The sequence below is a fragment of the Geodermatophilus amargosae genome (genome assembly GCF_041028265.1).
In the GTDB taxonomy this organism is placed as follows: domain Bacteria; phylum Actinomycetota; class Actinomycetes; order Mycobacteriales; family Geodermatophilaceae; genus Geodermatophilus; species Geodermatophilus amargosae_A.
Genome location: NZ_JABGCW010000010.1, coordinates 154,374 through 170,951, shown reverse-complemented (window position 1 = coordinate 170,951; position 16,578 = coordinate 154,374). Strand labels below are relative to the sequence as shown.

Sequence of the window (16,578 nt, the reverse complement as noted above, 5' to 3'; positions counted from 1 at the left end):
ACCGCGGATCCGGCCCGACGGGTGGTTCCGCCGCCATGATCGCGCGGGTAGGAGGGCGACCATGACCGACCTCGACGGCCTGCTGGCGTTCGCGGCCCGCTCCCGGCTGCCCGGCGGCGGCTTCGGCTACCTGGGTGCCGACGGCACGGTGCTGCCGGACCGGCCGCAGGAGACCTGGATCGTCGCCCGGATGACACACGTCTTCGCGCTGGCGCAGCTGCTGGGCCGGCCGGGGGCCGACGACCTCGCCCGATCCGGGGTGGACGCGCTGCGGCAGGGGCCGCTGCACGACGGCGTCGACGGCGGCTGGCGCGCGGCCGAGGACGACGACACCAAGAGCGCGTACGTGCACGCCTTCGCCGTCCTCGCCGGGGCGACGACGACGGTGGCGGGCGTCCCGGGCGGGCGGGCGCTGCTGGACGAGGCGCTGGCCGTGTGGGACACCCGCTTCTGGGACGACGCCGAGGGCCTCGCCGTCGAGGAGTGGAACGCGGACTGGTCGCGGCTGTCGGACTACCGCGGCGCCAACGCCAACATGCACGGCGTCGAGGCCACGCTGGCCGCGGCCGACGCCCTGTCCCTGGCCGGCGGAGCCGGGGAGGCCGCCCGCCTGCGCCAGCACGCACTGCGCAGCACCGGGCGGATCGTGCACGGCTGGGCGCGGGAGCGGGACTGGCGGCTGCCCGAGCACTTCGACGCCGCGTGGACGCCGCTGCCCGAGCACAACCGCGACCGGCCGGCCGACCCGTTCCGGCCCTACGGCGTCACCGTCGGGCACCAGTTCGAGTGGGCCCGCCTGTGCCTGCACCTGCGCGCCGCGCTCGGCGACGCCGCGCCCGCCTGGCTCCTCGACGACGCCGTCGGGATGTTCGACGCCGCGGCCGGGCGCGGGTGGGCGGCCGACGGGACGCCGGGCTTCCCGTACACGCTGGACTGGGACGACCGTCCCGTGGTGACGGCGCGGATGCACTGGGTGCTGTGCGAGGGGATCGCCGCGGCCGCGGTGCTCGGGGCGGTCACCGGCGAGGACCGCTACGCCGACCTGGCCGCGGCCTGGCGGGCGCACGGCGAGGAGCGCTTCGCCGACCCCTCCACCGGCAGCTGGCACCACGAGCTGGCGCCGTCGGGGGAGGTGGCCTCCGGCACGTGGGCCGGACAGCCCGACGCCTACCACCTGGCGCAGGTGCTGCTGCTGGAGGACGCGCCGGTGCGGGGGAGCGTGGCCCTGGCGCTGCGCTGACCTCGGCGCTGCGGTGTGTCCGCCCCCGGGACCCGGGGTAGGGGCGCGAGGACCGCAGCGACATCCCGAGTCAAGAGGAGCGTTCCCGTGGCAAGCGTGCAGGAGTCCGTCGACGTCGACGTCCCGATCCGGGTCGCCTACGACCAGTGGACGCAGTTCGAGTCCTTCCCCCAGTTCATGGGCGGCGTCGAGCGCATCACGCAGATCGACGACACGCACACGCACTGGATCACCAACATCGACGGCGTGAAGCGTGAGTTCGACGCGGAGATCACCGAGCAGCACGTCGAGGAGCGGGTGGCCTGGACGAGCACCGGCGGCGACGCCAAGCACGCCGGCGTCGTCACCTTCCACCGCCTCGACGACGACAAGACGCGCGTCATGATCCAGATCGACTGGGAGCCCACCGGGCTCGTCGAGAAGGCCGGCGCCGCGCTCGGTTTCGACGACCGTCAGGTCAAGGCCGACGCCAAGCGGTTCAAGGAGTTCATCGAGAGCCGCGGCAACGAGACCGGCGCCTGGCGCGGCGACGTCCCGCGGCCCGACCAGGCGTAACCGGCCCCGACGCACCGGCGCCCGTCCCCTCCGTTCGGAGGGGACGGGCGCCGTCGTCTGTGCGGTCGGGCGGCAGGAACGGCCGTTCCCGCCGTCCGGGGGGCTACTCCGCGTCGAGGTCGGCGGCCACCAGGCCCGCGATCCGCTCGACCACCGCGGCGTCGTCGCTGGTGACGGTGACCTCGGCGCCCTTCTGGGCACCGAGCGTCATGATCATCAACGGCGAGCCGGCGTCGACGGGGTTGCCGCCGGGCGTGGCCAGGGTGACCGGGACGCCGGCCTTGCCCACGGCCTCGGCGATGAGCGCGGCCGGGCGGGCGTGCAGGCCGACCCGGGAGCCGACGGTGACGGTCTGACTGGGCATGGGCGGGATCCTCGCTGCTCGGGGTGGGTGGTGGGGTCGAGCCTGCCGTGTCAGACGCGCGCGGGCGCGCTGACGGCGGGAGCGACGGTGTGGGCGTGGGCGAGGTCGACGGCGTCCTCGGGGACGGCGTCGGCCTTCGGGCGGCCGAAGCTCTTGGCGATGGTGACGGCCGCGGCGCCGACGATCGTGCCGACGACCAGCGCGACCACGAACATCAGGACGCCGTTCATCGCGAAGAACACGAAGATGCCGCCGTGCGGAGCCCGCAGCTCCACGCCGCTGGCCGCCACGATCGCGCCGGTGGTGGCACCGCCCAGCATCATCGACGGGATGACCCGGAAGGGGTCGGCCGCGGCGAACGGGATGGCGCCCTCGGAGATGAACGAGGCGCCGAGCAGCCAGGCGGCCTTGCCGTTGTCGCGCTCGGCCGGCGTGTAGAGCCGCGGGCGGACCGCGGTGGACAGCGCCATCGCCAGCGGCGGGACCATGCCGGCGGCCATGACGGTCGCCATGATGACCAGCGGGGCGCCGCTGCCGGCCGCCAGGCCGGTGGTGGCGAAGACGTAGGCCGCCTTGTTCACCGGGCCGCCGAGGTCGAAGCACATCATCAGGCCGAGGATGATCCCGAGCAGCACCGCCGAGGTGCCGGTCAGGCCGTTGAGCCAGTTGCCCAGCCCGGTGAGGGCAGCGGCCAGCGGGCGGCCGAGCAGGACGGCCATGATGCCGCTGGAGATCAGCGTGGCCAGCAGCGGGATGATCACGACCGGCTGGAGCCCGCGCACACCGGCGGGCAGCTTCCACGAGGCGATCCACCGGGCCGCGAAGCCGGCGATGATGCCGCCCACCAGGCCGCCGATGAAGCCGGCGCCCACGCTCACCGACACGGCGCCGACGACGAAGCCGGGGACGATGCCCGGCCGGTCGGCGATGGCGAAGGCGATGTAGCCGGCCAGGGCCGGCACGAGGAAGCCGAAGGCGGCCTGGCCGAGGACGGTGCAGACGGCACCGAGGTAGCCCAGGAAGCCGTCGTTGAGGCCCTCGACCCCCGGGGCGCTCGGCAGGTCGAAGAACGAGTTGCTGAGCACCCAGCTCAGCGCGTAGTTCTGCCCCTCGACGTCGGGGTTGGCGCTGACGATCTGGTACCCGCCGAAGAGGAAGCCCAGCGCGATGAGCAGGCCGCCCGCGGCGACGAACGGGATCATGTAGCTGACGCCGGTGAGCAGCCAGCGGCGGACCTCGGTGGCGGTGCCCGGCCGGCCGGCCGGAGCGGCGGCGGCCGCGGCCCCGCCCGCGGAGCCCGGCACCCGGCGGGAGTCCGGGTCGTCGGCGGCCGCGAGCGCCTCGCGGATCATCACCTCGGGCTCGTTGATCGCCCGCTTGGTGCCCGACTGGACCACCGGCTTGCCGGCGAACCGCTCTTGGTCCCGCACGCCGACGTCGACGGCGAAGATGACCGCCTCGGCGTCGCGGATGACCGCCGGGTCCAGCGGCGTGGCGCCCGAGGAGCCCTGCGTCTCGACGACGAGGTCGACGCCCTCGGCCTGCGCGGCGGCGGTGAGCTTGTCGGCGGCCATGTAGGTGTGCGCGATGCCGGTCGGGCAGGCGCTGACGGCGACGATGCGGCGGCGGGCCGGGGCAGCGGCGTCGGCAGCGGCGGCGGGCGCGGTGGCCGGCGCCGGGACCGAGGTCGCCGCGCTCGCACCGGTGGCCGGCGTCGGGGAGACGACCTCCTCCACCAGCGCGACGACGTCCTGCGGGGAGGCCGCGGCCCGCAGCGAGACGACGAAGTCGGGCCGGACCAGGGCGCGGGCCAGCGCGGACAGCAGCGTGAGGTGGTCGGCGTCGCCGGCCGCGGGGGCGGCGATCAGGAAGACCAGGTCGGCCGGGCCGTCGGCGGCGCCGAAGTCGACCCCCGGGGCCAGGCGGGCGAAGGCCAGGGACGCCTGCGTCACCGCGGCCGACCGGCAGTGCGGGATCGCGATGCCGCCGGGCAGGCCGGTGGCGGCCTGCGCCTCGCGGGCCAGCGCGTCACCGGCCAGGGCGTCGGCGCCGGTGGCACGGCCCGCGTCGGCGACCAGGCCCGCCAGCCGGCGGACCACCGCGGCCTTGTCGGAGCCCAGGTCGGCGTCGAGGACGACCAGCTCGGGGGAGATGAGTGCGGTCATGACGGGCCTTCCGGGGCGTCAGGGGACGTCGCGGCCGGCGGCCGCGACGGGATCGGGGGCGGTGGTGGGCGCGGGCCCGGGCAGGCCGGGCGTCACGACGACGGCGGCCGGGTCGACCTGGTGCGGCAGCGGCACCGCGGACCCGGGCAGCGCGGCCGCGGCCGAGCCGGTGGCGACCGCGCGCCGCAGCCGTTCGGCGGGCGGGGCGCCGGCGAGGTCGGCGAGCAGGGCGCCGGCCAGGCTGGAGTCGCCGGCGCCGACGGTGCTGCGGACGGTGGTGCGCGGCGGGCGCGCCGACCAGACGCCGTCGGCCGTGGAGAGCACCGCGCCGTCGCCACCGAGGGTCAGCAGCACCTCGGCGACGCCCCCGGCGTGCAGCGACTCGACCGCGGCGCGCAGGGCGGCCGGGTCGGCCAGCAGCGCGGCCTCGGTGGTGCCGGCGACCTGGGCGAGCTCCTCGGCGTTGGGCTTGAGCAGGTGCGGCGCCGCGTCGGGCCCCGCGGCGAGCAGCGCCCGCAGCGGCGCCTCGGAGGTGTCGACCGCGACGCGGGCGCCGGTGGGGCGGACCGCCCGGACCAGCTCGGCGTACCAGTCCGCGGGCGTGCCCGGCGGCAGGGAGCCGGAGAGCACCACCCAGCGGGCGTCGGCCGCCGCACCGGTCAGCACGGCCGCGAGCGCGGCCCGGGTGTCCCCGCCGAGGGCGGTGCCCGGCTCGTTGAGCTTGGTGGTGGTGCCGTCGGGCTCGGTCAGCGAGTAGTTGGTGCGCACCGGGGTGCCGGTGGGCACGGTGAGCAGGGGCAGCCCGAGCGCGGTCAGGGCGGTGACCAGCGGGTCGGTCCGGTCGGCCGGGACCACGGCGACGACGTCGGCGCCGGCGGCGGCCAGCGCCCGCGCGACGTTGACGCCCTTGCCGCCCGGCTCGGTCGAGCTCGTGCCCAGGCGGGCCACCCCGCCGCGGGCCAGCGGGCCGGGGAGCGCCAGCGTGCGGTCCAGGCTCGGGTTGGCCGTCAGCGTGACCACCCGTCCCCCGCGCGCGCGGTCGCCGCTCACGCGACCACGACCTCGACGCCCGAGGACTCGAGGTGGTCCAGGACGGCCGGCTCGGCCCCGCCGTCGGTGACCACCACGTCGACGTCGTCCAGGGAGGCGAAGCGGACCAGGTGCTCGCGGCCGAGCTTGCTGCTGTCGGCCAGCACGACCACCCGCTGCCCGGCGCGCACCATCGCGCGCTTCACCGAGGCCTCGGCCTCGTCCGGTGTGGTCAGCCCGTGGCCGGGGGTGATGCCGTTGGTGCCCAGGAAGGCCACGTCGACCCGGAGGTCGGCCAGCGCCCGCACCGGCGTCTCACCCACGGCGCACTGGGTCAGTCCGCGCACCCGGCCACCCAGCACGTGCAGGGTCACCCCCGGCGCGTTGGCCAGCCGGGCGGCGATGGGCACCGAGTTGGTGGCCACGAACAGCGACCGGTCGGACGGCAGCACGTCGGCCAGCGCCGCGGTGGTGCTCCCGCCGTCGAGCAGCAGGCTGCCGCCGCGGCCGGGGAGCAGGTCCAGGGCGGCCGCGGCGATCTTGCGCTTGTCCTCGGCGCGGGTGGAGTGGCGCTCGGCCAGCGCCGTCTCCACGAGGGTGAGTGCCGCGGCGGGTACCGCACCGCCGTGCACGCGCCGCAGGACACCCGCCCGCTCGAGGACGGCGAGGTCCCGGCGCACGGTCTCGGTGGTGACACCGAACTGCTCGGCCACCGCGGTGACGGCGATCCGCCCCTGCTCGGCGACGAGAGTGGCGATGGCCTGCTGGCGTTCCTCGGCGTACACCGTCCATCCCCTCGGTCGGTGCGCGGGACCTCGACGGCCCCGCAGTGTGCCCGATCGTGTGGGACCGGACTTGTGTCTGTGTTGTTCTACGTGGCTTACGTTGACAAGTCAACACCAATTGGTGAGTCTGGTCACGGACGACGAGGTCCGGCGCCCGTTCTCCCTCCGACCGACGTGAGGTCCGCATGTCCACCACCGCCGCCCGCACCGTGCTCACCGGGACGCCGGTCGTCCCCGGCGTGGTCCTCGGCCCCGTCGTCCGCCCCTCCGGCGCGGTCCTCCTGCCCGCCGAGGCCTTCGACCCGCTGCCGGAGGCGGCGCGCGAGGAGGAGCGGGCGCGGTTCACCGCGGCCGCCGAGGCCGTCGCCGGCCGGCTGGCCGAGCGCGCCGCTGCGGCGACCGGGATGACCGCCGAGGTCCTGTCGGCGACCGCCGGCATGGCCCGCGACCGCGGGCTGCTCGGCGCGGTCGAGCAGCGGATCGCCACCGGCGTCCCGGCCGCCGTGGCGACCGTGCAGGCCGCCCAGCAGTTCGTCGACGTCTTCACCTCGCTGGGCGGCGTGATGGCCGAGCGGGTGACCGACGTGCGCGACGTCCGCGACCGGGTGGTCGCCGAGCTGACCGGCCAGGGGGAGCCCGGCGTCCCCTCGCCCGCGGAACCCTCGGTCCTGCTCGCCGACGACCTCGCGCCCGCCGACACCGCCGGCCTCGACCCCGCGCGGATCGTCGGGCTGGCCACCCGCCTGGGCGGGACCACCAGCCACACCGCGATCATCGCCCGCCAGCTCGGCCTGCCCCTGGTGGTCGCGGTGGAGGGACTCGACGCCGTCCCGGCCGGTGCGACGGTCCTCCTCGACGCCGAGGAGGGGGCCGTCACCGTCGACCCCGACCCGGAGGCCGCCGCCGGCCAGCTCGCCGCGGCACGCCGGGCGGCGGAGGCCCTGGCCGGGTACGCCGGGCCGGGTACCACCCGCGACGGCGTGGCGGTCCCCGTGTACGCCAACGTCCAGGACGGCGACGGCACGCGGGCCGCCCTGCGCGCGCACGCCGAGGGGGTCGGCCTGTTCCGCACCGAGCTCGCCTTCCTCGGCCGGGCGGCCGAGCCGACCGTCGAGGAGCAGGCGAGCGGCTACGCCGACGTCCTCGAGGCCGCGGCCGGCCGGCGGGTCGTCCTGCGGACCCTCGACGCCGGATCGGACAAGCCCCTGGAGTTCGCGACGCCGCCCGAGGAGGCCAACCCGGCGCTCGGCGTCCGCGGGCTGCGGATCGCCCGCCGCGACCCCGGCCTGCTCGACCGCCAGCTCGACGCCGTCGCCGAGGCCGCGCGCCGCACCGGCGCCGCGCCGTGGGTGATGGCGCCGATGGTGGCCACCGAGGGCGAGGCCGCGGACTTCGCCGCCCGGGTGCGCGAGCGCGGGCTGGTGCCCGGCGTCATGGTCGAGGTGCCCTCGGCCGCGCTGCTGGCCGACCGGCTGCTGCGGCACGTCGACTTCCTGTCCATCGGCACCAACGACCTGTCGCAGTACGCGCTGGCCGCCGACCGGCTCTCCGCCGACCTCTCCGACCTCACCGATCCCTGGCAGCCGGCCCTGCTGGCGCTGGTGGAGACGACGGCGGCGGCGGGCCGGCGGGCGGGCAGGCCCGTGGGTGTCTGCGGCGAGGCCGCGGCCGACCCGCTGCTCGCCTGCGTGCTGGTCGGGCTCGGCGTGACCTCGCTGTCCTGCGCCGGCTCGGCGGTGGCGGGTGTCGGCGCGCGCCTGGCCACCGCCGACCTCGCCGCCTGCCGGGACGCCGCGGCTGCCGCGCTGGCCGCCGACGACCCGCGGGCGGCACGGGCCGCGGCACGGGGGGTGCTCACCCGCGGGTGAGTGGCCCACCCCCCTCCGACGGGTGAACGATCGTCGGACATCACACCGTCATCCCTGCGATCCTTCGGAATACTGAGGCTCTCACCTGCTTTGCTATGGGTGTAGGACGACGACGTACCGAAGAGGGAGACACGGACATGTCCATCGGGACCACTTGGCGCCAGCGTCGGCAGGCGGCTCGCACGCGGCGGGCCATCGACCGGGCCCTCGCCCGTACCGGCAGCCCCGCGATGCGCGACGAGCTGCTCACCATGGCCAACAGCAGCTCGTTCTTCACCCGCGAGGTCTGATGTAAGGACCCTCCTGCCCCCACCCCTCGCCGACGCTCGGGGCGGGGCCCTGCAGGAGGGCCGCCCCGTCCTCCCCGGGAGGGGGGCGCCTGGAGCGCACGGCCCCGGCCTGCACCCGCAGCCCGGGGCCGACTGCTGTCCGGGGTGGCTCCCCCGTGCGGGGGAGTGGGCCGCCGGTCCGGGCCGGCGCACTCAACCCGCACCGGAACGGTGCCGACAGTGCCCAGGTGAGCGCAGCGCGGCCGGCGGACCGGCAGGCACGGCCGGCGGAGGCCCGGGAGACGTCGGGGGCGACGACGGCCCTCGTCCTGGAGTTCGTCCGGCAGCACGCCGGTGAGGCGGCGGTCGAGGAGACCCTCCGCCGGGCCGGGGTGCCGTTCACGGCCGCCGAGCTGGCGCAGCCCTCGACCTGGACCAGCTACGACACGCGGATCCGCCTGTTCACCGCGGCCACCGAGGTCCTGGGCGACCCCGGTGTCATGTTCCGCATGGGCGCGGACTCGCTGCGCACGGGCATGAACCCCTCCGTCGTGGTCCTCGTGCGCGCCATGGGCTCCCCGCGGCAGGTGTACGCCCGGCTGCCGCGCGCCGTCGCCAACTTCACCACCACCTCCACCATGGAGGTGCTCGCCTCCGACGCCACCTCCGCGACGCTGCGCTACCGGCTGCACGAGGGCTACGTGCACTCGCGGCTGGACTGCGACTACGCGCGCGGGCTGATCAGCATGGTCCCGACCATCTTCGGCCTGCCGCCCGCCCGCGTCGTCCACGAGGCGTGCGAGTCCTCCGGCGCCGAGGCGTGCGTCTACTCCCTCACCTGGGACCGGCGCAGCCGGTGGTCGCGCCGCCGCGGGGGCCCGGCCTCGGCCGACCCGGAGCTGGCCGCCCTCCGCAGCCAGGTCCGGAACCTGCAGGAGGCGGCCACCGACCTCGTCGACGGCGGGGACCTGGAGACCGTCCTGCGCCGCATCGTCGACCGCGCCGCCGCCGCCGTCCTCGCGCCCGCCTACCTGCTCGCCGTCTCCGCGCCGCACGGGGGCCCCCCGCTGGTGCACAGCTCCGGCCTCGACCCCGACGAGGTGCCGCTGCTGGTCGCACGGCTGCTCGCCGGGGACGACCTGGGGCCGGGTGCGGTGGCCGTGGACGTCGCCTCCGCCCGCCGGACCCACGGCCGGCTGGCCGCGCTGCGGCGTCCCGGCGAGGGTGGGCTCGGCGACGAGCGGGCCATGCTCGCCGCCTACGCCGGCCACGCGGCCGCAGCGCTGGACCTCGTCCTCGCCCTCGAGGACAGCCGGTCGGAGGCCCGCCGCGCCGGCGCCCTGCTCGACCTCGCCCACGAACTGGCCTCGGCGGCCGAGGCCCGGGAGATCAGCGCCGTGGTGGCCGGGGCACTGCCCGGCATCGTCGGATGCGGCAGTTCCGGCGTCCTGCTCTGGGACCCGGCCGAGGCGGTCCTGCGCGCGTCGGCCTGCGCCGGCCTGCCGCCCGAGCAGGAGGCGGTGCTGCGGGCGGCGACCCTGCGGGCCGGCGACGTCCCGGAGGTCTTCGGCATCCTCACCGACCGCGAGCCGCGCATCATCAGCGCGACCGGCGCCAGCGCCCCGATGCGCGACCTGCTCGCCGCGCTGCTGCTCACCGACGTCGTCGCCGTCCCCCTGCTCGCCGGCACGACCGTCCTCGGCGTGGTCACCGCGAGCTGGGCCGACGGGGAGGTCAGCGGTGCCCTCGACGCCGACGTCCTGGCCCGGCTGCGCGGTGTGGGTGACCAGGCCTCCACCGCGCTGCAGAAGGCCCGGCTGCTGGAGACCGTCCGGCACCAGGCCAGCCACGACGCCCTGACCGGCCTGCCCAACCGCCTGCTGTTCCGCGAGCGGCTGGTCGAGGCGCTCGCCGCCGTCGCGCCGTCCGGGTCCGTCGGCGTGCTGTTCTGCGACCTCGACCGGTTCAAGGCGGTCAACGACACGCTCGGCCACGCCGCCGGCGACGAACTGCTGCGGCAGGTGTCGGCGCGGCTGCGCGCCGCCGTCCGCCCCGGCGACACCGTCGGCCGGCTCAGCGGGGACGAGTTCGCGGTGCTCCTGCCGCGGCTGGCGTCCCCGGCGGACGCCCAGGCGGTCGTCGGCCGGGTCGCCACGGCCTTCGCCGAGCCGTTCCGGCTCGACGGCATCCCGGTGCCCGTGGGCACGAGCACCGGCGTCGCCGTGCACACCGGCCGCGGCGACGACCCGTCCGCGACGGCCGAGCATCTGCTGCGCGAGGCCGACGCGGCGATGTACCGCCACAAGCACCGCGACCGCCCGCCGGCCCGGGCTCCCCGCACGTCGGAGTAGCGCCCGCCCGGGACGAGAACGCGTCCACGGTGGTCCCCGCGACCCCGGGGACCACCGTCAGCGCGTGGTGATCACTCGCGGAGGCGGGCGCGGAGGGCGGCCTGCTCGCGGGCGCCGAAGCCGTTCTCCTCGAGCCACCCCAGCGGCCCGCCGTGCCGCTCGCCGAGGATCTCCAGCAGCCGGCGCATCGTCTGCGCCCGCGGCGTGTGGACGGCGACCTCGCGGCGGGTCATGTCCTCGGCGTAGGTCGGCGACTGCCGCAGCTTGGCCACCAGCGCGTCGATGACGTCGGCGGTCATCGCGTAGTCGGCCACGATCTCCTCGTCGGGCACCCCGGCCGCGGCCAGCGTGAACATCGTGACGACGCCGGTGCGGTCCTTGCCCGCCGCGCAGTGGACGACCGCCGCGCCGTCCGCGGCCGCGACCGCCCGCAGCGCGGCCAGCACGTTCTCGGGCCGGTGGTGCAGGTAGCCGAGGTAGGAGCGCACCGCCGGCGGCTCGACCTCGTCGGCCTCGGTGGTCTGCCGCGGGAGCAGCGTCTCGGCCCAGCCGACCGGCAGCTCGGGGACCTCGTCCTCCTCGACGGCGAAGACGTCGGTGTGGTGGCCCCGCTCGGGCAGCAGGCTGAAGTGGCGGTGGGTGACGCCCTCGACCCCGCGCAGCGGCCCGCGCCCCTCGAGCAGCACCTCGGCCGTGGTGCGCAGGTCGATGACCTCGCGCAGGTGCAGGCCCTCCACCAGGTGCCGGACGTCGTCGTCGCTGAGGGTCTGCAGGTTGTCGCTGCGCAGGACGCGGCCGAACGCCGTCGTGCCGCCGTCGGTGGTCGGCAGGCCACCCAGGTCGCGGGTGTTGGTCGTCCCGTCGAGCCGCAGCCAGCGGCCGGTACGCAGGTCGTCGGGGGAGGTCGAGGTCACGCCCCGACGGTACGACGCGCATCCGGCCGGGAGGCGACGGGACGGGAACCGGACGGGGGCGCCTCCGGTGTGGCGGTCACCCACACCCTTCCGAGTGGCTGTGGGAGCGACCGACATGGGCACTCGGGAGGTGACTTCCTACGGTGTGGTGCAGACCACCCCGGACGGGATCGTCCGGAGTACGCCGTGCACCGCCGCACAACCCGAGGAGCCCGCCATGTCGCGTCCCCGTCACCGGTCCCGGACCGCCGTCCTCGCCACGGGGGCCGCGCTGGCCCTGTCGGTCGCCGCCTGCGGCAGCCCCACCGCCGCCTCGTCGGGAGGCAGCGGCGGGGACTCCGGCGGGGAGGGGGACCCGATCCGCGTCGGGCTCGTCTACTCGGCCACCGGGCCGCTGGCCACCTACGGCGAGCAGTACCTGCAGGGCTTCGAGGCGGGCCTGGACTACGCCACCGACGGCAGCGGCGAGGTCGACGGGCGGCCGATCGAGGTCGTCGAGCGCGACGACGCCGGCGACCCCGCCAAGGCCGTCGCCGAGGCCACCGACCTCATCGGCCAGGGCGTGCAGGTGCTCGCCGGCTCCACCGCCTCGGGCGTGGCCACCCAGGTCGCGCCGCTGGCCGAGCAGAACGACGTGCTGTTCATCTCCGGCCCCGCCGCCACCGACGCGGTGACCGGCGTCAACGACAACACCTTCCGCTCGGGCCGGCAGACCTACCAGGACATCCTCACCGCGCAGTCGTTCATCGGGGACGCGCAGGGCAAGGACGTGCTGGTCTTCGCCCAGGACAGCGCCTTCGGGCAGGCCAACGTCGGCGCCGTCACCGCGGTCCTCGGCGGTGCGGGCGCCACCGTCACCCCGCTGCTGGTGCCGGCCAGCGCCACCGACCTCACCCCGTTCGCCTCGCAGGCCCGCGACGCCGGTGCCGACCTGGTCTTCGTCGCCTGGGCGGGGGAGAGCGCGCCGGCCATGTGGCAGGCGATGGGCCAGCAGGGCGTGCTCGACTCGACGACGGTGGTCACCGGCCTGGACATCCGCGCCAGCTACGCCACCTACGGCGCGCAGGCCACGCAGGTCGACTACCTGTCGCACTTCTTCGCCGAGGCCGTCGACAACGAGGTCAGCCAGGCGATGACCGAGCGGGTCGAGGAGGCCGGCGGCACGGTCGACCTGTTCACCCCCGACGGCTTCACCGCCGCGCAGATGGTCGTGCGCGCGCTCCAGGAGGGTGGCGACGACGTCAGCGCCATGATCGACGCGCTCGAGGGCTGGGAGTTCGACGGCGTCAAGGGCCAGCTGACCATCCGCGAGGAGGACCACGCGCTCCTGCAGCCGATGTTCCAGGCGCGGCTCGAGGAGCAGGGCGGCGAGCTGGTCCCGGTCGTCGTCGACACCCTCGACCCGGAGGCCACCGCGCCGCCGGTCGCCACCGCCTGACCGGATCTGCGGAGGACGGCGAGAGTGACCACCTCCCTGCCCGCCCCGGCACCGGCCGCCCGCCCCGCGGGTGAGCCGGTGCTGCGGGTGGCCGGACTGACCTGCGCCATCGGCGGCGCGGTCATCGTCTCCGACGTCGGCTTCGACGTCGCCCCTGGCGAGTTCGTCGCCGTGATCGGCCCGAACGGGGCAGGCAAGACCTCGCTGTTCAACCTGCTGTCGGGCCTGCTGCCGGTCACCTCCGGGACGATCACCCTCGACGGCGTCGACGTCACCGCGGCGAGCCCGGCCGCGCGGGCCCGCCGCGGCCTGGGCCGGACCTTCCAGGCCTCGTCGGTGTTCGCGGGCCTCGGCGTCCGGGAGAACGTGCGCCTGGCGGCCCAGGCCCGGCTCGGCGGCAGCCTCCGGTTCTGGCAGCGGGTGCGCGCCTCCGACCGGGCCTTCGAGGTCGCCGAGCGGGCGCTGACCCGCGTGGGGCTGGCCGCGCGCGGCGACGTCCTCGCCGGCTCCCTGTCGCACGGCGACAAGCGCAAGCTCGAGCTGGCGATCCTGCTGGCCACCGACCCCGCCGTCGTGCTGCTCGACGAGCCGATGGCCGGGGTCAGCACCGAGGAGGTGGCCGGCCTGACGCAGGTCATCGCGGACGTGCACCGCGAGGAGGGCCGGACGGTGCTGATGGTCGAGCACCACATGGACGTCCTGCTGGGCCTGGCCGACCGGGTCGCCGTCATGCACCACGGCTCGCTCCTGGCGCTGGACACCCCGGCGCGGGTGACCGCCGACCCCGCTGTCCAGGAGGCGTACCTGGGAGACCAGCTGTGAGTGCCGACCGGCCGGTGCTGCTCCGGCTGTCCGACGTGCACGTGCGGCTGTCGGGGTCGCACATCCTGCAGGGGGTGGACCTCACCGTCCGCCGCGGCGGGGTGACCGCGCTGCTGGGCCGCAACGGCGCCGGCAAGACGACGACGGTGAAGTCGGTGCTGGGGCTGGTGCCCGCCACCGGCACGATCGAGCTCACCGACGCGGGCGGGCGGGTGCACCGGCTCTCGGACCGGCGCACCCACGAGGTCGTCCGGCTCGGCGTCGGCTACGCGCCCGAGGACCGGGAGGTCTTCGGCGGGCTGACGGTGGCCGAGAACCTCACGCTGGCCGAGCGGCGCGACTCCGCGCACCACCCCGACCGCGTGTACGAGCTGTTCCCCGAGCTGGCGGAGCGCAGCCGGCAGCTGGCCGGGACGCTGTCGGGCGGCCAGCAGCAGATGGTGGCGATCGCCCGGCTGCTGCTCAACGACAACCAGCTGCTGCTCGTGGACGAGCCGACGAAGGGCCTGGCGCCGCTGCTGGTGGCCGAGGTCGCCGACGTGCTCGCCCGGGTCGCCGAGGAGGTGACGGTGCTGCTCGTCGAGCAGAACCTGTCCGTGGTGCGCCGCATGGCCACCGACGCCGTCGTCGTCGACCAGGGCCGGGCGGTGTGGAGCGGGTCGGCGGCGGAGCTCATGGCCGACGCCGACCGCACCCGCGAGCTGCTGGGCGTCGCCGCCAGCGGAGGTGCGCACGCATGAGCACCGTCGTCCTGCTGGCCGTCACGGGCCTCGGCCTCGCGGCGCTGTACTTCCTCGTCGCGTCGGGCCTCTCGCTGATCTTCGGGCTGATGGGCGTGCTCAACTTCGCCCACGGCGCGTTCCTCACCATCGGCGCCTACGGCACCTGGTGGGCCGCGGAGAACCTGCCCGGCGCCGGCGCCGGCGGCTGGGGCTTCGTCCTCGCGGTCGCCGTCGGGGTGGCCGTCGGCACGGTCGTCGCCGCGCTGGTCGAGCTGCTGCTCATCCGCCCGCTCTACGAGCGGCACATCGAGCAGGTGCTGGTCACCGTGGGGCTGAGCCTGGCGCTGGTCGCGCTGGTGCGGGCGATCTGGGGCGCCGACCCGCGGCCGTTCCCCGCGCCGGCCTGGGCCAAGGAGACGACGTCGCTGCTCGGCGCGAGCGTGCCCAACGACCGGTTCCTGCTCATCGGCAGTGCCGTCGTGGTGCTGCTCGCGGTGCTGGCCTTCCTCCGCTACACCCGCTTCGGCCTGGTCATCCGCGCCGGCGTGGAGAACCGGTCGATGGTCACCGCGCTCGGCATCGACGTCCGCCGGGCGTTCACGCTGGTCTTCGCCATCGGCGGCGCGTTCGCGGCGCTGGCCGGGGCGCTCGGCGGGGTCTACCTCGGCTCGATCTCGCCGGGCCAGGGCACCTCGCTGCTGATCTTCGCCTTCATCGTCGTCGTCATCGGCGGGATGAGCTCGATCACCGGCGCCGCGATGGCCGCGGTCCTGGTGGGCCTGGTGCAGCAGTTCGCCAACTACTACGCGGCCAGCGGGGTGGGCGACCTGTCGGTCGTCCTGCTGCTCGCCGTCGTCCTGCTGACCCGCCCCGGCGGGCTGACTGCGAGGGTGGCATGAGCCGGAAGCTGACGCGGCTCGCGCCGCTGGTGGTGCTCGTCGTCCTGGCGGTGCTGCCGTTCTCGACGCTGCAGGTGCCGGGCCTGTTCGACGGCGTCCTCAACAGCCCCGGCACGCTGCAGCTGCTGGCGCTGTGCCTCGTCTTCGGCGGGGTCGCGCTCTCCTACGACCTGCTGTTCGGCTTCACCGGTCTGCTGTCGTTCGGGCACGCGCTGTACTTCGCGGCCGGCACCTACGTGGCCAACCTGGCGCTCACCGAGCTCGGCTGGGGACTGGGCGCGGCGCTCGCGCTGACCACCGTGGTCGGCGTCGTGCTGCCGCTGCTGGTCGGCGCCGTGGCGCTGCGGGTGTCGGGCATCGCCTTCTCGATGGTCACGCTGGCCATCGCGCAGGTCGGGTCCATCGTCGTGTTGCGCGACCCCGGCGGGCTGACCGGCGGCGAGGAGGGCCTGGCGCTGGACCGCTCGAACGTCCCCGACGCGTTCGTCGGCGTGCTCAACACCGTGAACCTGTACTGGCTGGCGCTGGCCTACCTCGCCGTCGTCTACGTCGTCGTGGCGTGGGTGACCGGCTCGCGGGCCGGGCGGGTGTGGCAGGCGATCCGGGAGAACGAGCGCCGCGTCGAGGTGCTGGGACTGCGGCCCTACTCGTTCAAGCTGGTCGTCTTCGTGCTCGCCGGCCTGCTCGCCGCGCTCGGCGGGGTGGTGCACCTGCTGCTGCTCGGCGGCTCCACGCCCCGCACGACGACGGCCGACTTCACCCTCGGCCTGCTGGTGATGGTCGTGCTCGGCGGCGCGGGCAGCCGGTGGGGCGCGGTGCTCGGCGGCGTCCTCTACACCTACCTGGACAGCCGGCTCACCGACCTCGCGTCCTCGGCGGCGGTGCAGGACCTGCCGGCGTGGCTGCGGGTGCCGCTGTCCGAGCCGCTGTTCCTGCTGGGGTCGCTGTTCGTCCTGGTCGTCTTCTTCGTCCCGGGCGGCATCGCGGGCCTGGTCGCCCGGCTGCGCGAGCGGCGCTCCGGCCGCCGTCCCGCCGCACCGACGGGCGGTGCCACGCCGCCCGGCCGGGTGGTGGAGCAGCTGCGGGAGACGGCGTCGCGCGGGGTGGGCGTGGGCGCAGGCGGCCCCCGCGACGGCGTCTGACCGCTGCTGCCGCGG

Annotated in this window: 15 protein-coding genes; 10 read left to right on the top strand and 5 right to left on the bottom strand. The window is 75.9% G+C overall.

Going from position 1 to position 16,578, the window contains the following annotated elements:
• Positions 1-61 precede the first annotated feature (61 nt).
• Positions 62-1,240 (top strand): AGE family epimerase/isomerase, encoded by a 1,179-nt coding sequence (locus HLV61_RS13880; RefSeq protein ID WP_369256360.1) that lies wholly within the window; start codon positions 62-64, stop codon positions 1,238-1,240.
• Between the two features lie 87 nt (positions 1,241-1,327).
• Positions 1,328-1,795, top strand: a complete 468-nt coding sequence (locus HLV61_RS13875) for an SRPBCC family protein (protein WP_369256358.1) — start codon at positions 1,328-1,330, stop codon at positions 1,793-1,795.
• A gap of 103 nt (positions 1,796-1,898) precedes the next feature.
• Here the strand turns inward: HLV61_RS13875 and HLV61_RS13870 are convergent, their stop codons facing one another.
• The 4 genes from HLV61_RS13870 to HLV61_RS13855 are packed head-to-tail and all read right to left on the bottom strand — an operon-like array spanning position 1,899 to position 6,138.
• The gene (locus HLV61_RS13870) at positions 1,899-2,159 is read right to left on the bottom strand and encodes an HPr family phosphocarrier protein (protein WP_369256356.1); all 261 of its coding nucleotides are present in this window, start codon (positions 2,157-2,159) and stop codon (positions 1,899-1,901) included.
• 50 nt (positions 2,160-2,209) lie between these two features.
• Positions 2,210-4,324 carry a PTS fructose transporter subunit IIABC gene (locus HLV61_RS13865; protein ID WP_369256354.1) on the bottom strand — a complete coding sequence of 705 codons (2,115 nt, stop codon included), beginning with the start codon at positions 4,322-4,324 and terminating at the stop codon, positions 2,210-2,212.
• Between the two features lie 18 nt (positions 4,325-4,342).
• Positions 4,343-5,374 carry a 1-phosphofructokinase family hexose kinase gene (locus HLV61_RS13860; RefSeq protein ID WP_369256352.1) on the bottom strand — a complete coding sequence of 344 codons (1,032 nt, stop codon included), beginning with the start codon at positions 5,372-5,374 and terminating at the stop codon, positions 4,343-4,345.
• On the bottom strand, positions 5,371-6,138 hold the full coding sequence (locus HLV61_RS13855; protein WP_369256350.1) for a DeoR/GlpR family DNA-binding transcription regulator: 768 nt from the start codon (positions 6,136-6,138) through the stop codon (positions 5,371-5,373). Before HLV61_RS13855 ends, HLV61_RS13860 begins: the two co-directional genes overlap by 4 nt.
• Before the next feature lie 185 nt (positions 6,139-6,323).
• Here HLV61_RS13855 and HLV61_RS13850 point away from each other — a divergent pair, with 185 nt between their 5' ends.
• The 3 genes from HLV61_RS13850 to HLV61_RS13840 all read left to right on the top strand — a co-directional run bounded on the left by HLV61_RS13850 (position 6,324) and on the right by HLV61_RS13840 (position 10,626).
• Entirely contained in the window at positions 6,324-8,006 is a 1,683-nt protein-coding gene (locus HLV61_RS13850; RefSeq protein ID WP_369256348.1) for a putative PEP-binding protein, read from the top strand.
• A gap of 137 nt (positions 8,007-8,143) precedes the next feature.
• Positions 8,144-8,296, top strand: a complete 153-nt coding sequence (locus tag HLV61_RS13845; RefSeq protein WP_369256346.1) for a hypothetical protein — start codon at positions 8,144-8,146, stop codon at positions 8,294-8,296.
• 227 nt (positions 8,297-8,523) lie between these two features.
• Positions 8,524-10,626 (top strand): diguanylate cyclase domain-containing protein, encoded by a 2,103-nt coding sequence (locus HLV61_RS13840; RefSeq protein ID WP_369256344.1) that lies wholly within the window; start codon positions 8,524-8,526, stop codon positions 10,624-10,626.
• A 71-nt stretch (positions 10,627-10,697) separates the two neighbouring features.
• Here the strand turns inward: HLV61_RS13840 and HLV61_RS13835 are convergent, their stop codons facing one another.
• Complete coding sequence (locus HLV61_RS13835) at positions 10,698-11,540, bottom strand: tyrosine-protein phosphatase (RefSeq protein ID WP_369256342.1); 843 nt, start codon at positions 11,538-11,540, stop codon at positions 10,698-10,700.
• Positions 11,541-11,757: 217 nt separating this feature from the next.
• Between HLV61_RS13835 and HLV61_RS13830 the strand changes: the two genes are divergently transcribed.
• Genes HLV61_RS13830 through HLV61_RS13810 form a run of 5 tightly spaced genes read left to right on the top strand, consistent with a single transcriptional unit; the run spans position 11,758 to position 16,563 of the window.
• Entirely contained in the window at positions 11,758-12,978 is a 1,221-nt protein-coding gene (locus HLV61_RS13830; protein WP_369256340.1) for a substrate-binding domain-containing protein, read from the top strand.
• 24 nt (positions 12,979-13,002) lie between these two features.
• Positions 13,003-13,800: an ABC transporter ATP-binding protein gene (locus HLV61_RS13825; protein ID WP_369256338.1), complete on the top strand. Its 798-nt coding sequence runs from the start codon at positions 13,003-13,005 to the stop codon at positions 13,798-13,800.
• Complete coding sequence (locus HLV61_RS13820; RefSeq protein ID WP_369256336.1) at positions 13,797-14,540, top strand: ABC transporter ATP-binding protein; 744 nt, start codon at positions 13,797-13,799, stop codon at positions 14,538-14,540. Before HLV61_RS13825 ends, HLV61_RS13820 begins: the two co-directional genes overlap by 4 nt.
• Positions 14,537-15,421 (top strand): branched-chain amino acid ABC transporter permease, encoded by an 885-nt coding sequence (locus tag HLV61_RS13815; RefSeq protein WP_369256334.1) that lies wholly within the window; start codon positions 14,537-14,539, stop codon positions 15,419-15,421. The genes HLV61_RS13820 and HLV61_RS13815 overlap by 4 nt, the downstream gene beginning before the upstream one ends.
• On the top strand, positions 15,418-16,563 hold the full coding sequence (locus HLV61_RS13810; protein ID WP_369256332.1) for a branched-chain amino acid ABC transporter permease: 1,146 nt from the start codon (positions 15,418-15,420) through the stop codon (positions 16,561-16,563). Before HLV61_RS13815 ends, HLV61_RS13810 begins: the two co-directional genes overlap by 4 nt.
• Positions 16,564-16,578 lie beyond the last annotated feature (15 nt).

Bases quoted from the DNA above. Each gene is read 5' to 3' on its own strand.
- HLV61_RS13865 (WP_369256354.1), bottom strand. From the start codon at position 4,324: ATGACCGCACTCATCTCCCCCGAGCTGGTCGTCCTCGACGCCGACCTG.
- HLV61_RS13810 (WP_369256332.1), top strand. From the start codon at position 15,418: ATGAGCCGGAAGCTGACGCGGCTCGCGCCGCTGGTGGTGCTCGTCGTC.
- HLV61_RS13845 (WP_369256346.1), top strand. From the start codon at position 8,144: ATGTCCATCGGGACCACTTGGCGCCAGCGTCGGCAGGCGGCTCGCACG.
- HLV61_RS13880 (WP_369256360.1), top strand. From the start codon at position 62: ATGACCGACCTCGACGGCCTGCTGGCGTTCGCGGCCCGCTCCCGGCTG.
- HLV61_RS13815 (WP_369256334.1), top strand. From the start codon at position 14,537: ATGAGCACCGTCGTCCTGCTGGCCGTCACGGGCCTCGGCCTCGCGGCG.
- HLV61_RS13830 (WP_369256340.1), top strand. From the start codon at position 11,758: ATGTCGCGTCCCCGTCACCGGTCCCGGACCGCCGTCCTCGCCACGGGG.
- HLV61_RS13850 (WP_369256348.1), top strand. From the start codon at position 6,324: ATGTCCACCACCGCCGCCCGCACCGTGCTCACCGGGACGCCGGTCGTC.
- HLV61_RS13870 (WP_369256356.1), bottom strand. From the start codon at position 2,159: ATGCCCAGTCAGACCGTCACCGTCGGCTCCCGGGTCGGCCTGCACGCC.